14 protein-coding genes are annotated in these 17,175 nt (G+C 41.5%); 5 read left to right on the forward strand and 9 right to left on the reverse strand.

Annotated features, from left to right (window positions below):
- The first annotated feature begins 194 nt into the window (after window positions 1-194).
- The 3 genes from BLP52_RS03290 to BLP52_RS03300 are packed head-to-tail and all read left to right on the forward strand — an operon-like array spanning window position 195 to window position 7,990.
- A complete protein-coding gene (locus BLP52_RS03290; RefSeq protein WP_091708678.1) occupies window positions 195-6,005 on the forward strand; it encodes a PAS domain S-box protein in 5,811 nt (1,936 codons plus the stop codon).
- The gene (locus BLP52_RS03295; protein ID WP_238380702.1) at window positions 5,995-6,444 is read left to right on the forward strand and encodes a response regulator; all 450 of its coding nucleotides are present in this window, start codon (window positions 5,995-5,997) and stop codon (window positions 6,442-6,444) included. The genes BLP52_RS03290 and BLP52_RS03295 overlap by 11 nt, the downstream gene beginning before the upstream one ends.
- A gap of 1 nt (window position 6,445) precedes the next feature.
- Complete coding sequence (locus BLP52_RS03300; protein WP_162272933.1) at window positions 6,446-7,990, forward strand: sensor histidine kinase; 1,545 nt, start codon at window positions 6,446-6,448, stop codon at window positions 7,988-7,990.
- A gap of 27 nt (window positions 7,991-8,017) precedes the next feature.
- Here BLP52_RS03300 and BLP52_RS03305 read toward each other — a convergent pair whose 3' ends face one another.
- A complete protein-coding gene (locus BLP52_RS03305; RefSeq protein WP_091708682.1) occupies window positions 8,018-8,569 on the reverse strand; it encodes an adenylate kinase family protein in 552 nt (183 codons plus the stop codon).
- 293 nt (window positions 8,570-8,862) lie between these two features.
- On the opposite strand from BLP52_RS03305, the gene BLP52_RS03310 reads away from it, so the two are divergent.
- Window positions 8,863-9,018, forward strand: coding sequence for a DUF1328 domain-containing protein (locus tag BLP52_RS03310; RefSeq protein ID WP_091708683.1), 156 nt, complete (start codon window positions 8,863-8,865; stop codon window positions 9,016-9,018).
- Window positions 9,019-9,110: 92 nt separating this feature from the next.
- Here the strand turns inward: BLP52_RS03310 and BLP52_RS03315 are convergent, their stop codons facing one another.
- The 5 genes from BLP52_RS03315 to trpD all read right to left on the reverse strand — a co-directional run bounded on the left by BLP52_RS03315 (window position 9,111) and on the right by trpD (window position 13,229).
- The gene (locus BLP52_RS03315; protein WP_091708685.1) at window positions 9,111-9,293 is read right to left on the reverse strand and encodes a hypothetical protein; all 183 of its coding nucleotides are present in this window, start codon (window positions 9,291-9,293) and stop codon (window positions 9,111-9,113) included.
- A 92-nt stretch (window positions 9,294-9,385) separates the two neighbouring features.
- Entirely contained in the window at window positions 9,386-9,976 is a 591-nt protein-coding gene (locus BLP52_RS03320; RefSeq protein WP_091708687.1) for an anthranilate synthase component II, read from the reverse strand.
- A complete protein-coding gene (trpE, locus tag BLP52_RS03325) occupies window positions 9,973-11,544 on the reverse strand; it encodes an anthranilate synthase component I (RefSeq protein WP_091708689.1) in 1,572 nt (523 codons plus the stop codon). The genes BLP52_RS03320 and trpE overlap by 4 nt, the downstream gene beginning before the upstream one ends.
- Entirely contained in the window at window positions 11,537-12,214 is a 678-nt protein-coding gene (locus BLP52_RS03330) for a phosphoribosylanthranilate isomerase (protein ID WP_091708691.1), read from the reverse strand. The genes trpE and BLP52_RS03330 overlap by 8 nt, the downstream gene beginning before the upstream one ends.
- Window positions 12,192-13,229, reverse strand: a complete 1,038-nt coding sequence (gene trpD / locus BLP52_RS03335; protein WP_091708693.1) for an anthranilate phosphoribosyltransferase — start codon at window positions 13,227-13,229, stop codon at window positions 12,192-12,194. The genes BLP52_RS03330 and trpD overlap by 23 nt, the downstream gene beginning before the upstream one ends.
- Before the next feature lie 386 nt (window positions 13,230-13,615).
- Here trpD and BLP52_RS03340 point away from each other — a divergent pair, with 386 nt between their 5' ends.
- Window positions 13,616-14,017: a DUF1699 family protein gene (locus BLP52_RS03340; protein ID WP_091708695.1), complete on the forward strand. Its 402-nt coding sequence runs from the start codon at window positions 13,616-13,618 to the stop codon at window positions 14,015-14,017.
- A gap of 301 nt (window positions 14,018-14,318) precedes the next feature.
- Here BLP52_RS03340 and BLP52_RS03345 read toward each other — a convergent pair whose 3' ends face one another.
- From BLP52_RS03345 to feoB, 3 genes are read right to left on the reverse strand one after another with little or no spacing between them, the layout of a single operon-like run.
- Window positions 14,319-14,636, reverse strand: coding sequence for a FeoC-like transcriptional regulator (locus tag BLP52_RS03345; protein ID WP_091708696.1), 318 nt, complete (start codon window positions 14,634-14,636; stop codon window positions 14,319-14,321).
- Window positions 14,636-15,097: a hypothetical protein gene (locus BLP52_RS03350; protein WP_091708698.1), complete on the reverse strand. Its 462-nt coding sequence runs from the start codon at window positions 15,095-15,097 to the stop codon at window positions 14,636-14,638. Before BLP52_RS03350 ends, BLP52_RS03345 begins: the two co-directional genes overlap by 1 nt.
- Window positions 15,098-15,131: 34 nt before the next feature.
- The gene (gene feoB, locus BLP52_RS03355; RefSeq protein WP_091708699.1) at window positions 15,132-17,153 is read right to left on the reverse strand and encodes a ferrous iron transport protein B; all 2,022 of its coding nucleotides are present in this window, start codon (window positions 17,151-17,153) and stop codon (window positions 15,132-15,134) included.
- Window positions 17,154-17,175: the final 22 nt, after the last annotated feature.

Genomic DNA, 17,175 nt, shown 5'->3' on the forward strand with positions numbered 1-17,175 from the left:
ACTTTGACCATGAAAATATTTATTTATTAATACATTCAATCTTTCTTTAATCGGGTAAGTGTAAAATGTTTTCTTATTTTTGTCTTCTCTCAGGGGATTAGGAATGAAACAGGTTTCTATAGTAAGAAGCTATGGACTTCATTCCGGTATCTTCGGCAGGAATTGAAAACAGAACTAAGGAGTGTTGAAGATAGATGTCCGGAGAGTCCAAAAGGACTTCAGGTGCTCTGTCATTTATGGGACATGGGTACATAGCGTTAATGGGTGCTTTATTAGCTCTAGTTATGTTGATGGCTATTCTCTGGCAGGTTAGTCTCCTATATCAGGAGAATCTAATACTTAACAAGCAGGTAGAAGTCGACGCACAATTATTATCCAGTGGTAACACTCTGGAAAATAACATCAACAATATTCTATCTCATCTTGACGGACTAGATGCCTTTGCCAGGGCAAATCCTACACAAGAGTCGATGGATACTCATTTTCAAGCATTTGCTTTTGGTTTATATTCCGGGTCATCGGTCATTAGATCTATCGAGGTGTATACCAATTTTTCAAAAGCCTATGTTTATCCTCTTGAAGGTAATGAAGTTGTAGCTAACCGATCTTTGGAAAATCTGATTAACGATGAACGACCCCAGATTCGCGCTGATGTAATAAAAGCAATTGAGAATCATGACGCAGTAATAAGTGGTCCTTATGAAATGCAGCGTGGTGGTCTTGGTATTGTAGTCCGGCGGCCAGTCTATATCAACGGTTCCTTATGGGGTATTGTTTCAATGGTCATTGATGTACCACCGTTGCTTCAGGCATCAGGATTAATGACTGGGAATGAGAATATAGACATGGCCCTACGTGATGATTCGGGACATTTATTATTTGGATCAACTGAAATATTTCAGATGGATCCTGAAATTTATCCTGTAGTTCTTTCAGATAGCACCTGGCAACTTGCCGCAGTCCCCAAAGGCGGATGGGAAAACTCTGTGGCCGACACTTTTCTGATATTTCAAAAAGGCGGCATCATCATTGTCATTCTCCTGACATTGATTGTTTATCTTCTGTTAAGTTATAGTGTTTCCCTTAAGAATGAAGTTGAGGTTCGCACAGCTTCCCTGAAGGAATCAGAAAAACGCTATCGTCAATTATTTGATAAGAATTCTGACTCGCTTTTCCTGATCGATGAAAATTGTAAGATCCTGGATGCTAATAAGGTTGCAGAGGATCTTTATGGGTATGGCAGAAGTCAGTTGTTGAAAATGGATGCATTTGACCTGTCGCCGCTACATCTTCAAAATACTAAATCTCCATTGAAGGAAATAACGGACGATGGTGCACAGTTCCAGTGGACTCATGTGCGCAGGAATGGAACTGAATTTCCGGTTGACATCAATGCCAATCCTATTGTTCTGGATGGTCAGAGATACATTCTTGCCAGTGTGAGAGACATAACTAACACTAAAAAAATAGAAAATGCCCTGATAGAAAGTGAAAGCAGGTATAGATTACTTACTGATACTGCAAGGGATTTCATAATAGTCCATGACCTTCAGGGCAGGATCCTATATGCAAATAAGGTTGCTGTTGAATTAAGCGGTTATTCGGAAAAAGAACTTCTTTCAAGAAACGTAACTGAATTCGTATCTCCTGATGAACAGGAAAAAATGTACAAGCGCAAAGTTCACCGTGTTAAAAGTGACAGGGAAACCTACCTTTATGAAACGGTATTCATTGATAAAGATGGAAATGAGGTACCGGTCGAAGTAAGCTCTGTTCCTATGGAGGGTGAAAATGTCAAGCCCAGCATTCTCATTGTTGCCCGTGATATCACTGAACGCAAGATGACAGAGTCTGCACTCCTTAAATCCGAGGAAATGTTCGCCACGGTGTTCAATACCGTACCTGACAGCATTATGCTCACATCTTTTGATGGAAAAATCATCAGTGTGAATGACAGTTTCCTGAAAAACAAGGGATTCAGGATGGATGAACTCCTCGGCTTTTCAATATTCGACCTTTCATTATGGCCTGATCCTGCAATATGTAAACAATACGTTAATCAGCTTACTTTCCATGGAATTGTTCGAAATTTTGAGACTGAAATTCATACTAAACAGGGTGAGATACACTCTGTTATAATTTCAGGAGATATTATTTCTACTGATTCTGAAAAGTATATATTGACCGTATTCAGGAATATCACTGAACTCAAAGATACAGAAAATGAACTAAAGAAAAGCAAATTCCTTTTGGACGAGGTCAGTGAAATAGCAAGTATTGGTGGCTGGAGCCTTGATATCTCTTCCGGTGAAGTTACATGGACCACAGAGGTATTTAAGATCCATGATATGGAACCCGGAAGCAGGATACATATAAACGAGGGGTTGGATTATTATGCTCCCGGCTCCAGAGAGATTATCAACAAAGCTGTTCAGGACGCAGTAGAAAAAGCGCAGCCATATGATCTTGAACTTGAGCTGATAACTTCAAAAGGTCATCATAAATGGGTTCGTGCAAGCGGTCGCCCGTTTGTCGATGGCAATAAGGTCACAAAAATCATTGGCTCTTTCCAGGACATAACCGATCGTAAACTTGCGGAATTTGAGCTTATTATACAGGATCGTTTACTCAACGAAATGGGAGACATTGCAAAAATAGGAGGCTGGGAATTCGATCTTTTATCGGGTAAGTCGACATGGACCCGTGAAGTTGCAATAATTCATGATCTTGACCCCGATACAAGTGCAAATGTAGACCTTAGTTTGCAATATTATCCTCCTGGTTCACGTGAAACAATTTCTAAGGCTTTCCAGAATGCAGTTGAAAATGGAGAATCTTATGATCTTGAACTCGAATTTATTTCTGCAGATGGTATATACAAATGGGTGAGAACGGGTGGACAACCTGTTTTTGAAGATGGTAAGATCGTTAAAGTCGTTGGATTTTTACAGGACATCACTCATCTTAAAAAAGTGGAAGTTGAACTTCAGAAACAGAGGTCGCTCCTTGATGAAGTTGGCGATATTGCAAATATAGGTGGCTGGGAGTTTGATGTTGACACTGGAGAAGGTACGTGGACTTCCGAAGTTGCCAGAATTCATGGTTTAGAACCTGATGATCCTACAAACAAGGATATAGGGCTGAATTTCTTCGTATCGGAATCGAAAAAAAGAATTGAGGCTGCTATAAAGAATGCAATTGAAAAGGCACAGCCATATGACCTGGAACTTGAACTTATATCTGCAGACGGTGTGAATAAGTGGGTGCGTACTCTTGGTCGTCCGGTTTTGAAAGATGGTAAGGTTGTAAAGCTAACCGGATCTATGCAGGATATCACGGAAAGAAAACTGGCTGCTGACAGATTACGTGAGAGTGAGGTCCGGGTAAAAAAGAAGCTTGATGCCATTATGGAACCGGATGGGGATCTCGGAGAACTGGAACTTGCTGATATAGTTGACATCGAAGCCCTGCAAAAGTTAATGGATACATTTTACCAGCTCACCAATATGGGGGGAATGGCTATACTTGATCTCAAGGGTAATGTTCTGGTAGCTATCGGTTGGCAGGACATATGTACAAAATTCCATCGGGTTCACTCTGAGACCTGCAAGCATTGCCTTGAAAGTGACCTTGAACTGACCCTGGGCGTAGAGCCAGGAACGTACAAGTTCTACAAATGCAAGAACAACATGTGGGATATGGTAACTCCTATAATGCTGGGTGGTTTGCATCTGGGAAATCTGTATGTTGGCCAATTTTTCCTTGATGATGAAGAGATCCCCTATGACACATTCAGGCGTCAGGCAAAGGAATATGGTTTTGATGAAAAAGAATACTTAGAGGCACTTGATAGGGTTCCACGCTGGAGCAGGGAATCTGTGGATTCGCTGATGACCTATTATTCTCTTCTTACCAACCTGATATCTACATTAAGTTATAGTAATGTCAAGCTTGCAAGAACCCTGAACGAACGTGATGACCTGCTCACATCACTTCATGAAAGTGAAGAACGTTTCCGTGCTACATTTGAGCAGGCGGCAGTAGGTATGTGTCTGGCTAACATGAATGGTTTCTTGATCCAAACGAATCAGCGTTTTTGTGATATTATTGGATATGATAATGAGGAACTTATCCAAATGAATTTTGTCGATGTTACCTATCAGGAAGATTTGGGTAAAGAATTATCTATGGTAGAAGAGTTAGTTTCAGGAGAAAGGAACGATTATTCTATCGAAAAACGCTATGTTCGTAAAGATGGAAACGTAATATGGGTCAATGTCACCGTTGCAATTGTAAAGTCTTCTGATGGCAGACCACAGTATTTTATCGGTATGATCGAGGATATCGATTCCAAAAAACAGGCAGAAGCAGAGATCAAACTAAAAAGCAATGCTCTGGAAAATTCACTGAATGGTTTTGACATAGTTAGTTCAGAAGGTAAATTTGTTTACGCCAATAAAGCTTACCTTAAAATGTGGGGTTACGATGATATAAGTGAGATATTGGGAACGTCTCCTATTGGTCATTGTAATGACCCTGGAGTTCCGGCAGAGATTATTAGCAATCTAAAGGAAAAAGGTGAATATGCCATTGAATTTACCGCTCTGCGTAAAGATGGTTCCACTTTTGAAGTCTTGATGTATGCTCAGCTTTTCGAAGATATTCAAGGCAATGAAATCTATATGGGCTCTTCTATCGATATTACTGATCGCAAAAAAGCAGAGGAAGAAATTCTTCGTTACAATGAACGCTTGAATATGCTCCATAATATAGATACTAAAATTATTTCGTCAGTATCTTCCAGGCAGGTTGCTGATGAAGTGCTAAATCACTTACGTAAACTGGTTCCATGTTCCATTGCAAGTTTAAGACTTGTCGATTCTGACACAAATGAAAAGGTTGTCTTTGCAGTAGATTCTGAAAATGAATCCTGGTTAACTGTTGGAACACGTTCCTCTCTTGACAGTTTACCTGATCTTGATAAATTGAAAGCCGGACAATCAGTAATGATTACTGATTTGAATTCGTATAAGACTCCTGATTCTGAGCTGGCGAAGACATTTGCCGAAGAACAGATTCATTCGGGTTTTGTTGTTCCATTGATTATAGATGGGGAATTGATGGGCATTTTAAGTCTTGCATCAGATAAGCCTGATTTTTTTAATGAGGAATATCAGGAAATAGTAGAGGAGGTTGCCAACCAGCTTGCTATAGCTATACATCATTCACGTCTGAATGATCAGATACGTCAGCATGCTGATGAGCTAGAGCAACGCGTAGCTGAACGTACATCTCAACTTCAGGTTGCCAATAAAGAACTCGAAGCTTTCACTTATTCCGTATCTCACGACTTGCGTGCTCCTTTAAGAGCCATAGACGGTTTCTCAAGGATCATAACAGAGGACTATGAGGAGCTTTTTGACGATGAAGGAAAACGTCTTTTCAATGTGATAAGAACTAATACGCGGAAAATGGACAAGCTTATCACAGACCTTCTGGGACTTTCCAGGATTGGTAGAAATGAGATGAATTGCACTTTTGTAAACATGAAAACTATGGTAAATTCAGTTTACAGTGATTTGATGGTCAATGGAAACAATAATGATATCCAGTTCAATGTTTCTGATCTCCCGGATAGCTATGCAGATACATCTCTTACGAAGCAAATATGGGTCAACCTTCTTTCCAATGCCATCAAATATAGTTCAACCCGGGAAAAAGGTGTCGTTGAAGTAGGAGCTTATAATGAAAACGGAATGAATGTTTACTACGTAAAGGACAATGGTGTGGGCTTTGATCCTAAATATTCTCATAAGCTCTTTGGAATATTCCAGCGTCTGCATAGTGAGAAGGAATTTCCGGGAACAGGTGTTGGACTTGCCATTGTACAGCGTATAGCAAGAAGACATGGTGGCGATGCCTGGGCGAAGGGAGAACTTGACAAAGGAGCTACATTTTACTTTTCATTACCTGTAAAAGATGGAGATGATGTGTGTGGAGAATGAAGTGGAAATCATACTTGTAGAGGATAATCCTAATGATATGGAATTAGCTCTCAGGGCATTGAAGAAGAACAACATTAGTAATAATATCGTTGTTCTTGGTGATGGTGAACAGGCTCTTGATTATCTTTATGGCAGAGATGAATTTGCAGATACTGATCAATCTGTGAATCCCCGTCTGATCTTACTTGACCTGAAACTTCCAAAGATGGATGGTCTTGAAGTTCTGAAAGTAATAAAGAGCGATCCTGAGAAAAAAATGATTCCGGTTGTGATGCTCACCTCATCAAAAGAAGAATCTGATGTTGTTGAAAGCTATCGTCTGGGGGTTAACAGCTATATTGTAAAACCGGTGGATTTTGATAATTTCGTGGAAGCAATACGTAATATTGGTTTCTACTGGTTGTTGATGAATGAATGTGCAAACTGTAAGAAGGAGTAATATGGAAATAGATCCCGGTTTGCGAATATTGTTTGTAGAGGATGTTCCATCTGATACGGAACTGGCAGAAAGGATACTGCGAAAGGACGGTTTAGTCTTCAGCTCGATCAGGGTAGAGACTGCCGATGAGTTCCTGAAGCAGCTAGACGAATTCAGGCCGGATATAATTATTTCTGATTATAGTCTTCCTGTTTTTGATGGAATGCATGCGCTCAAGTTGCTTCTGGATTATGATAAAAACATTCCTTTCATAGTTTTTACAGGTTCTCTGAATGAGGAAACAGCAGTAAAATGTATGAAAGAAGGTGCAACGGATTATGTTCTCAAGGATCGCATTAAAAGATTGCCTTTCTCAGTAAGGGAGGCCCTTGATAAAAAAGAAGCCTTATTTGCAAAAGAGATAGCGGAAGATTCTCTCATGAAAAGTGAGGATCGATTAAAACTTGCTATGGAAGTGTCAGGCCAGGGTTTCTGGGACTGGGATATGGATACGGACAAAGTATATTTCAGTCCGGGGTGGTATTCCATGCTTGGATACAGTCCGGGAGATCTGCCAGAAACTTTCGATGCGTGGAAATCCATCTTACATCCGGATGATCGTGATCTTGTTATTTCCAGATTACTTGATAATCTGAGGAACAGGGAAATATTCCAGATGGATTTCAGGATGTGTTCAAGTGACGGGACATGGGTATGGATCACAGGTCATGGAAAGCCGTTCGATATAGATAAGAACAATGTTCCTCACAGGTCTATAGGTACCTGTATTGATATAACTGACAGAAAACTTGCCGAAGAACAGATGTTAAGGGCAAGAATTGCTGCTGAAGAGGCTAACCAGTATAAAAATGAATTGCTGGCAAATATCACCCATGAACTTAAAACTCCTCTAAGTTCAGTGATAGGTTTTTCTGACGTCTTGCTGGAAGGAATGCCAGGTCGCTTGAATGATGCACAGCAGGAATATATTTCTATAATCAATAAGAGTGGGAGCCGATTACTAGAGCTGGTCAACAGAATGCTGGATCTGTCTATGATAGAATCAGGACGGATGGATCTGAGCTATGAAAGTTTCAGTCCTGAATATGTTCTGTCTATCGTTCTTAAAAGGACAAGTTCAATGGCAGCCAAAAAGAACATTTGCGTAAATTCTATGGTTGAGCCGGGTCTTGAAGAGATCACAGCTGATGCTGATAAGGTAACAGAGATGCTTTACAATATCGTGGAAAATTCTTTGAAATTCACTCCCGAAGGTGGCAAGATCTCAATATCTGTAAAGGAAAACGATGGAAACGTCTACTTTGAAGTTTCAGATACGGGAATCGGAATTCATAAAAAGGATATGGAAAGGATATTCGAGCCTTTTGTACAGTTAGACGGTTCTGTAAGTCGTAAACATGGTGGTGTAGGTCTTGGTCTGATGCTTGTAAGGGAATACGCAAAAATGCATAATGGAGAGGTAATAGTGGAAAGCGAGTGTGGTAAAGGCAGTAAATTCACACTTAAACTACCAAGAGCTCCCGAAAACCTGAAACTCAATGTGTAAAAATTTCCTGATGAGAACTATTTCATTTCAGTCAAATAAGTAATCACACCAGTCCGCAGATCCCGGCCTGAATTCTTCTTCAAGTTCCTCTGTATCACCATTTCTGAGTCCCCCGATGATCTGCCTTATATTCTTCAAAGTTTTTTCCGCACTTTCCTCGGTAGTGTTAATTTCAAAAACTTTCTCACACCACTCCACAGCCTCTGCAAGGATTATATCAAGAGCCTCAGCTTCGAGGTTCTCTTTTACTTTCTCTTCGGAATAATTCCTTTTTTCAAGTCTTCCTTTTAGTACTGCAGGGTCTGTCCTCAGTACAATAACAATATCGGCTATATGGTGAGAAAGATGGCTGTCAACGATGGTTGCAGTATATGATCTGTCCTGGAGCTCCAGAACCCTGTCATAAACCTGGTCCATATCAGCCACAACACAGTCCCTTTCGGTATCTATTTCTGAGTAGAGCTTCTCTTCTTTGATCAACTCATTGAGGTGTATCACCTGATAGTAAGGATCCTCCTCAAGCAATCTTGTCACTGATGTCTTTCCAGTTCCTGGTGTTCCTGTGATACCGATAAGCATAGTTAAGAATAAGCCTTCAAATGCTTAATTCTTGTGATACTGCGTATTCGTATTGTCTAAATTATTGTCCCTTAATTACATATACTAAAATGACATAAATAATTTATAGTGGGGAGATTCTTTAGATGGCTAAACTAAGTTATCCTGTTTTCTTTCTGCATTGAACATCGGAGTGGGTAATATAGCATAGCCAGAATACATCTGTATGATGGTGCAAATTTGAATTGAGATGTTCACAGCGAATGCTATATTTCGTCGAATTATCTAATGAAAAATAAGTATGGGAGTATAAAATGGCATCTTTAATAGGACTATCGATAGCGTTTTTAGTATTGGCCCTTGTAGCCTATATTTTTGGAGCAAGAGGAATTGCCGGTTTATCAATGGAAATTGCAAAATGGCTGATAGTAATTTTTGTAATACTTGCAATTATATCTCTGTTCTTCTAACAAAAAGTCAGCTACAGTTTTAAATCAAATGTGCAAATAAATAGTTATAAGTCTACTGTTATCTTTACGATGGAAATTATGACTCTTTATTTTTATTTTAAAAACCTTTTCTCATCAAGAAATCCTATCCGGTTCCTTCCAGAACTCATGATTTCTTGCAGAGTCAACGGACTTTCTTGTTCCAGTCCAGCGTTTTCTCCAGGAAGATTCCCATGGTTTCCTTTTTGGGCTAATGCCATATTTTCCCAAATGAATACTTCCTCCTTTCTGTTCATTATTAATAAAATTGTATAGAATCCTCTAATCAATCTGAAATATGAGTTACAGGGAAAACCTTGCAACATCAATTAGCTAGTTGGTAATCAGCTTAGTTCTTATGCCTCGACTCAGCGATTTTCAGGAAATTCTTGATGATCCACAGTCCTTCTTCTGTAAGAATGGATTCAGGATGGAACTGCACACCGTACACAGGATATTTCTTGTGCTCGACTGCCATGATTATATCATCATCTGTCTTTGCAGTGACCTTGAGGTCATCTGCCAGTTTTTCAATGGCAAGTGAATGGTATCTTCCGCCCTTGAACTTATCTTCAAGTCCTTCAAAAAGCGGAGATTCCTCATGGCTGATGTCAGATGTTTTTCCATGAATGGGGCCATCCTTTGCATGCCCGATGGTTCCACCAAAAGCAGTGTTTATTGCCTGGTGGCCAAGACAAACACCAAGTACAGGTTTTTCCGGGCCAAATTCCCTGATAACATCAAGACATGATCCTATGTCCTCTTTTTTGTGAGGTGTGCCCGGACCAGGTGATATAACGATTGCATCAGGGTTGATTTCCTTCACTTCTTCAAGGGAAATGGTGTTAGGAACGACCATAGTATCAGGTTCGTATATGGAAACATAGTCCACGAGATTCCAGACAAAAGAATCCTTGTTATTTATGAACAATACCTTCATTGTTTTCCTCCTATGGCCTTTATCATTGCAGCCATTTTCCTTTCGGTTTCGTTGTATTCGTAAGTCGGATCAGAGTCAGCAACAATACCGGCTCCCGCCTGTACGTAAGCTGTGTTATTCTTGATAAGCACTGTCCTTATGACAATGGCAAAGTCAGCGTCACCATTCCATGAATAGTAACCTACACCGCCGCCATAGATTCCTCTGGACTCCGGTTCAAGGTCATCTATTATTTCCATTGCCCTTATCTTTGGTGCACCTGAAAGAGTTCCTGCAGGGAATATGGCACGTGTGGCATCGAACTGGTCGCACTCGTCCCTGAGCTCGCCGCTTACTGTGCTCTCTATGTGCTGAAGGTGGGAATATTTCACCACGCTCATAAGGTCATCAACCTTAACGGTTCCACCTTTTGAGACCATTCTTACATCATTGCGTCCAAGGTCAACAAGCATTACGTGTTCTGCACGTTCTTTCTTGTCTCTTAGCATCTCCTGTGCAAGTTCTTTGTCCTCTTCGTCATTATTGCCACGTGGGCATGTTCCTGCAATAGGATTTGTGATGACTTTCCTGTCAAAGACTGTCATAAGGGTTTCGGGGCTTGCACCTACGATGCCTATATCCTTGAAGTTGAAAATATACATGTAAGGGCTTGGATTGATGTTCCTGAGCCTGATGTAGAGTTGCAGAGGCGTCTGCTTCATTTTCACAGTGTACCTGCGTGAAGGAACTACCTGGAAAATATCTCCGTCAATTATATGCTGTTTTGCAATTTTTACAGCTTCTTCGTAGGCTTCCTGGTCCATGTTGGCGACCGGCACCTCGGTATCTGCTGCAGGAATATCCTCGCTGATACTTATGACCGAAGCCATCTGAAGTGATCTTTCCATTAGTTGAGCTTCAGATACAGCATGCTCGTAAACATCGTTGAGGTCGCTTGATCCAGTTATAAATGGTGTAATTACGATATATGTTTCGTTTGTAATGTGGTCAAAGACAAAGGTCTTTGACATGATAGCAAAGTGCATGTCAGGTACATCTGCATCAGGCTTCTTGTCCCGGTCTAACCATGAATCGTAAACAAGGTCGTAACTGTTGTAGCCGATAGCTCCTCCAAGGAATGTCTGCCTGTCAAAACGCTTCTGGTTCAAGATATGAGTTCCGGTGCTTGTAGGATATATCTTCCTGAAAGCTGCCAAGGCATCATCACCTTCGCTTACCTTGACCCTAAACTTGCCACCGATAAGAGAATCTACATCTCCCATTGATTTGAGCTTATTGTAGATGTGCTTTGTAAGCTCGGAGTTCATCTGGCACTCGATGGTGATGTGCCTGTCTTTAATAGATACGACCATCTCAGGCTCATAACCTACAAATGAATATCTTGCATGTCTTTTTTCCTTCTCTACCGACTCAAGCAGATAGGAATGTCCTGCATTCTGCAGGGTTGCATAGAGTTGCAACGGGCTGCAAATGCTATTCACTTTTGTCATGAGCTGCACTATGGCAGGCTTCTGTGAATTTTCAACGAGGGTTTTGAAATCCTCTTTGTTAAGATCAAAATCAACCATTGATACACCTTGCTTCTTCTATAAACCTGCATACCTTTGCAGGGTCTTTCTTTCCATCTGTTTCCACACCGGAGGCGGTATCCACAGCAAAGGGCATTACCTTGTTAACCGCATCTCTGACATTGTCTGGTTTAAGCCCTCCGGCAAGAATCACCGGAGCTTCCGCGTTCTCTACTACTTTTCTGCTAACTGACCAATCGTGCACAAGTCCTGTGCCGCCGCTTACTCCTGCCTTGCCTGAATCAAGAAGTATGCCGTCTATCAGGTCATTCTCATAGAGGTCATCTATCTCTGCCATCATTTCAGATGGCAGTTCCCTGCATTCTACCGGCACGACAAATGTCCTGATTATCTTCTGGTGTGTGTTGTTACGTATGATCGCTATTTCATCTGCTTTGAGGTTGTTGTGGAGCTGAACTACATCCGGGTTGACCTTTTCGATAAGTTCCAGTGCTTCCTGGCCGCTGGATGGCATTATCACAAGTACTGAGTCCACAAAGAAAGGTACTTTCCTGACAAGTTCTGCGGCGGTCTTGGCATCCAGTTTCCTGGGAGTGTTCACAGGAACTTCTGTGATGAAACCCACAGCATCAGCTCCGCAGCTAACTGCCAGTTCAATGTCCTCAGCAGTTTTCATTCCACATATTTTAACTCTGGGCAGATACTTCATCTATGACTCCCTGAATTTTGTCGTCATCGCTGAATTCTATCAGTTTCTCCAGTGCTTTGCCGCTGTCAATTACTTCCTCTGCAAGAGGAATTGCTTCCTTGATAGAGGCTGCCTTTCCGGCAACATAGAGGGCCGCGGCTGAGTTCATTACAATGATGTCTCTCTTAGGACCCTTCTCACCCTTCAATATCCTTATGATATCTATTGCATTCTCCTTAGGTGTGCCGCCTGCAATATCCTCAGGAGTTGCTTTGTTGATTCCAAGTTCTTCTGGAGTGATTGTGTAGGTAGTGATGTTTCCATCTTTAAGTTCAGCAACGTATGTCTCTGAGAAGTTGGATATCTCATCCATGCCGTCACCGTAGACTACCATTGCCCTGTCAACTCCCAGTTTTTTCATGACCTGGGCGAAAGGCTCGCAGAGGCTCCTGTCAAATACGCCAACAAGCTGCACTTTTGCATTTGCAGGGTTTGTGAGTGGTCCGAGAATGTTGAAAACAGTTCTTACTCCCATTTCCTGTCTGATTGGTCCAACCCTTTTCATTGCAGGATGGAAGATAGGGGCGAACATGAATCCGATTCCGTTCTTTTCTATGGATTCAGTTACTTCTTCAGGTGCTTTGTCCACTTTTATCCCGAGTTCTCTCAGGACATCGGCACTACCGGAAAGTGAAGTTATTGAACGGTTACCGTGCTTTGCAACAGCCACGCCGGTTGCTGCGGTAACTATTGCAGAGGCTGTTGAGATATTGATGGTGTTGCGCTTGTCTCCTCCGGTTCCCACAACATCCACAAGTGCACCGTCAACCTTCGGAGCAATTGTGTTTGCAGCTTTCTTCATACCGGTTGCAAAACCCGCGATCTCATCCGGGGTCTCTCCCTTCATTTTAAGAGAAATGAGGAGGCCGCCTATCTGTGCGTCTGTGGCCTCTGTGAATATTTTGGTGATTGCATCCTCAGCTTCTGTAATTGTGAGGTCCTGCTTTTCACTTACCTTCTTGATGTAGTCCTTCATTTTAGCACCTATCAACGCAATAATGTATATATTTGTACAATATTGATTAAAGATGACTAATTATATTTAAGGATTGTGGGTTTGAAGGCTTTGTGTAAAAACTAGAGGTTGTGTAGAAAGTAATGATTCGGTGCAAAAAAAGAAAAGAGTCTATGCATAACTAATTTCAAAGCAAATTATCATTAAAATTAATGTAACGAAAACATCTTTACATCCTTATGATTTGCTTTTTTGCAATTTACTAAGTAGTTTCATCTTCACTCATGAATCTCATGATTCAATAAATATAACAGTTCTCAACATATTTTGTATATACAGTTATTTTTAAGTAATTTGTATACTTTTGAACAGCAAATCCCATTTAATTCAAATATTGGAGATAAATGATGAAAATAAGAGTTGTAAGTTCAAAAGAAGAAATCAATAACCTCGGTTCTAATGAAGAAATGATTCATCTTGCATTCAGGCCATCAAACACAGACATATTCAACCTCATAACAAAATGTCCTGATGTGAAAGCACTTCATATACCAAGTTCCTACATAAGAACAATTTCCAAATCCACTCAGATGTTTTTGGAGATGAAAGGTATAGCACTCATTGAAGGTGATGTATGGGGTCACAGGAAAGACATCAATGAATACTCTGAAGTTTCTGAAAGTGTATATGAACGCTTTGACCAGTACAGAGCAAATGGTCTTTCTGATGAAGAAATTGCAGCAAAGATGGAAAGAGAATTGCATATGAGCACAGATTTGATTAAGTTCCTGCTTAAAAACAGAAAGTAAGGTGTATTCAGATACTTAATACCCTTATTTTTTTATACAAAAATCTAAAATGCAAAATTTACATCAATATCTAATTCATACATTTCTTGAATCAGAATGCACATCTGATGGCACTATTTTCCATAGGATTTCATTGACTTGCAGATTCTATGAGTTAGTTCCTACAAAATTATCTGATTTTGATCTGATTATGTAAAACCGCAAAAAATGGCTTCTCTCCGGAAAATGCTGAACGATTCCGGTTTACAAGTGAAAAATAACGTCAGAAAACAATAAACAAAACGAAGAGTAAACACAAACATCAGTTTAATGCCTGCTCTCCGCACAAAATTCTGCCCTTATCGGTCAATTTGTATGATTTCATATTCATGCTTCCGGAAGAAAGTTCAGGGTCTGCGCAGACCCTTGAACAGCCCTTACAGCCACCTGTACACTCACATCCCGCCGCATTCTCGATGCAGCATTCTATGTCACCTTTCTTTTCCATGATGTTCAGGAGATCCCTGAACTCATCCTGTCGCAGGTTGAGCCTGTCTGCAATGGTGCGGGTGGTGAGATTTTCTCCGGAATCCATCATCTCTGCCATTCTTCTCAGAAAATACCTGTAACCAACCACCATTATGCTCCTTCCCGGAACACCAGTACTTCGTTAAGTGAGAATCTGTTTTTCCAGTACAATATCCCTGCAATTGAAAGCAATCCCAGGTAGATGCCCGGCCTGAAAGTTTCCATTATGCTCCATCCTTTATAGTCATCAGGAACAATGAACGAATCAAGCAGGTTTCCGGCCATGATTAGCAGGTAAACTGCCGCAAATATCAGTGACATCAGAATTCCTACGTAAACAAAAGACACTCCTGCGTTAATGCCCTGATGCATCTCCCAGAGTCCGTTGAGAAATACTGCACCAATGACCATGAGACAGAATCCTCCAAGTATATCTCCTGGTACGAACAATAGTCCTGCTATTCCCGTATCGATTCCAAGACCCTCAGCAATGTTCAGAAGCCCGAAGAAAACGTACAGCACTCCTGCAAGCGCTGCAAATGCTATTTCTTTATTACCGTAACTGTGTGTCATATCTATTATCTCCCTAAAGTTTCAGTTTAGAATATCAGGCCATCAGTCCCATGCGTGTGCCGGCCTGATATATTACAAATGCAAATCCCCATGCCAGTGAGGTTCCGTAAGCAAGCTGGAATAGTGTCCATTTCCATGACCCCGTTTCTCTTTTTATAACTCCAATGCAGGCGAAACATGGTGCGTACAGAAGGGTAAAAACCATGAGTCCGAGTGCTGCAAGAGGTGTCATTGATCCGGCTGAAAGTATATTTGAGAGGCTTTCCTCGTTCTCTCCGACTCCATAGAGCACGCCCATGGAACCAACTACTATTTCCTTTGCCACAACACCAAACAGAAGTGCAACTGCTATTTTCCAGTCAAATCCAAGCGGTGCGACAAGAGGCTCAAGTATCTGTCCTATCATGCCTATCATGGACTCTGTAGTTCCATAGATTTCCTGGGAAGCGAATGTTCCACTGCTTCCGGGTGCAGGAATTGATGCCAGTAACCACACACCTACCACACCGATCAGGATGATGGTTCCGGCTTTCTTGAGGTATATCTTTCCTCGCTCCCACATGTGAATGAAGCTTCCTTTCAGGGTTGGAACCTTATATGACGGGAGTTCCATGATGAAAGGCGCGTCCTCTCCTTTGAGAATGGTACTGCGCATGAGTTTTGCACTTACAACAGCGACCAGGATGCCAAGAGCATACAGAATGAAGATCACAACTCCTGCATCCCTGCCAAAGAATGCCCCGGCCAGGAGAACATAAACCGGAAGCCTTGCTCCGCAGGACATGAATGGAGTTATCAGAATGGTGATGAGACGGTCCCTTGTATCTTCAATGGTACGGGTTGCCATAATTGCAGGCACATTACATCCGAATCCCATTACAAGGGGTATGAAAGATCTTCCATGCAGTCCTATCTTGCTCATCAGCTTGTCCATTATGAATGCGGCTCTTGCCATGTAGCCACTGTCTTCCATAAGGGAAAGCATAAAGAAGAGCAGGAGAATGTTCGGAAGGAATATTATAACTGAGCCTACACCTGCTATCATTCCTTCCCCTACAAGGGATGCCAGCCATGGAACAAGGATTGCAGTTGTAGCTGTTTCTGCCAGCCATCCGAAGAATATGTCTATCATATTCATGAAAGGGGTTGCAAAGGTGAAAGTGACCTCAAAAGCCGCCCACATGAGCGACAGGAATATTGGTATTCCTAATGCTTTGTTTGTCACTACTCTGTCAACCATGTCCGATCCGCTTAGGTGGGATGTATTGATATTACAAACCTGTCTCAGCATTGTCTGTATGGTCTTGTATCTCTGGTCAGCAACCTTTGCCTCCAGGATATCGGCATCGGTTTCGTTCAGTATTATCTGTATTTTCGGGAAACTATCACTCTCCTTACCTTTTTTGATTATGTTCTCGTCACCCTCAAGCAACTTCAAACCAAACCATCGTGATGGATAATGTGCAAAGTAGGGGTCACTGTCGAGAATGACTCTCAGTTTCTCTGCTTTGTCTTCGATCTCATCATCATACGTGAATACGTTCCCTGTAACCCTTGTCCTGTGCAGTTCATTGGTGACTGCATCAAGAAGCCCTTCTATGCCGTTGCCTTTGCTTCCTATTGTGGATACAACGGGAACTTCCAGGAATTCCTGCATCTTTGTTTCATCAATATTGTCACCTTTTGCAAGGGCAAGGTCTGTCATGTTCAGCGCAATAATGAGCCGGACGCCAAGTTCCATCAACTGGGTTGTAAGGTACAGGTTTCTTTCAAGGTTTGTTGCGTCGATTACCTGAACCACAACGTCCGGCTTTTCTTCAATAATAAAGTCTCGGGCAATAATCTCATCAAGAGAGTACGCTGTGAGACTGTATGTGCCCGGAAGGTCAACTATCTCCATCATCACATCATTATGCACTCTTTTACCGATCTTGCGTTCCACCGTAACGCCGGGCCAGTTGCCCACATGCTGTTTTGAACCGGTAATCGCGTTGAATATGGATGTCTTTCCAACATTCGGGTTCCCGGCAAGTGCAACAGTAATTTTTTCTGTCATTTTACCACCATTGTCGCAATTT

The sequence above is a fragment of the Methanolobus vulcani genome, assembly GCF_900100715.1.
In the GTDB taxonomy this organism is placed as follows: Archaea; Halobacteriota; Methanosarcinia; order Methanosarcinales; family Methanosarcinaceae; genus Methanolobus; species Methanolobus vulcani.

Coding starts and splice junctions, on each gene's coding strand:
- BLP52_RS03290 (WP_091708678.1), top strand. CDS start 195: ATGTCCGGAGAGTCCAAAAGGACTTCAGGTGCTCTGTCATTTATGGGA.
- BLP52_RS03300 (WP_162272933.1), top strand. CDS start 6,446: ATGGAAATAGATCCCGGTTTGCGAATATTGTTTGTAGAGGATGTTCCA.
- BLP52_RS03305 (WP_091708682.1), bottom strand. CDS start 8,569: ATGCTTATCGGTATCACAGGAACACCAGGAACTGGAAAGACATCAGTG.
- BLP52_RS03310 (WP_091708683.1), top strand. CDS start 8,863: ATGGCATCTTTAATAGGACTATCGATAGCGTTTTTAGTATTGGCCCTT.
- BLP52_RS03315 (WP_091708685.1), bottom strand. CDS start 9,293: ATGAACAGAAAGGAGGAAGTATTCATTTGGGAAAATATGGCATTAGCC.
- BLP52_RS03320 (WP_091708687.1), bottom strand. CDS start 9,976: ATGAAGGTATTGTTCATAAATAACAAGGATTCTTTTGTCTGGAATCTC.
- trpE (WP_091708689.1), bottom strand. CDS start 11,544: ATGGTTGATTTTGATCTTAACAAAGAGGATTTCAAAACCCTCGTTGAA.
- BLP52_RS03330 (WP_091708691.1), bottom strand. CDS start 12,214: ATGAAGTATCTGCCCAGAGTTAAAATATGTGGAATGAAAACTGCTGAG.
- trpD (WP_091708693.1), bottom strand. CDS start 13,229: ATGAAGGACTACATCAAGAAGGTAAGTGAAAAGCAGGACCTCACAATT.
- BLP52_RS03340 (WP_091708695.1), top strand. CDS start 13,616: ATGAAAATAAGAGTTGTAAGTTCAAAAGAAGAAATCAATAACCTCGGT.
- BLP52_RS03345 (WP_091708696.1), bottom strand. CDS start 14,636: ATGGTGGTTGGTTACAGGTATTTTCTGAGAAGAATGGCAGAGATGATG.
- BLP52_RS03350 (WP_091708698.1), bottom strand. CDS start 15,097: ATGACACACAGTTACGGTAATAAAGAAATAGCATTTGCAGCGCTTGCA.
- feoB (WP_091708699.1), bottom strand. CDS start 17,153: ATGACAGAAAAAATTACTGTTGCACTTGCCGGGAACCCGAATGTTGGA.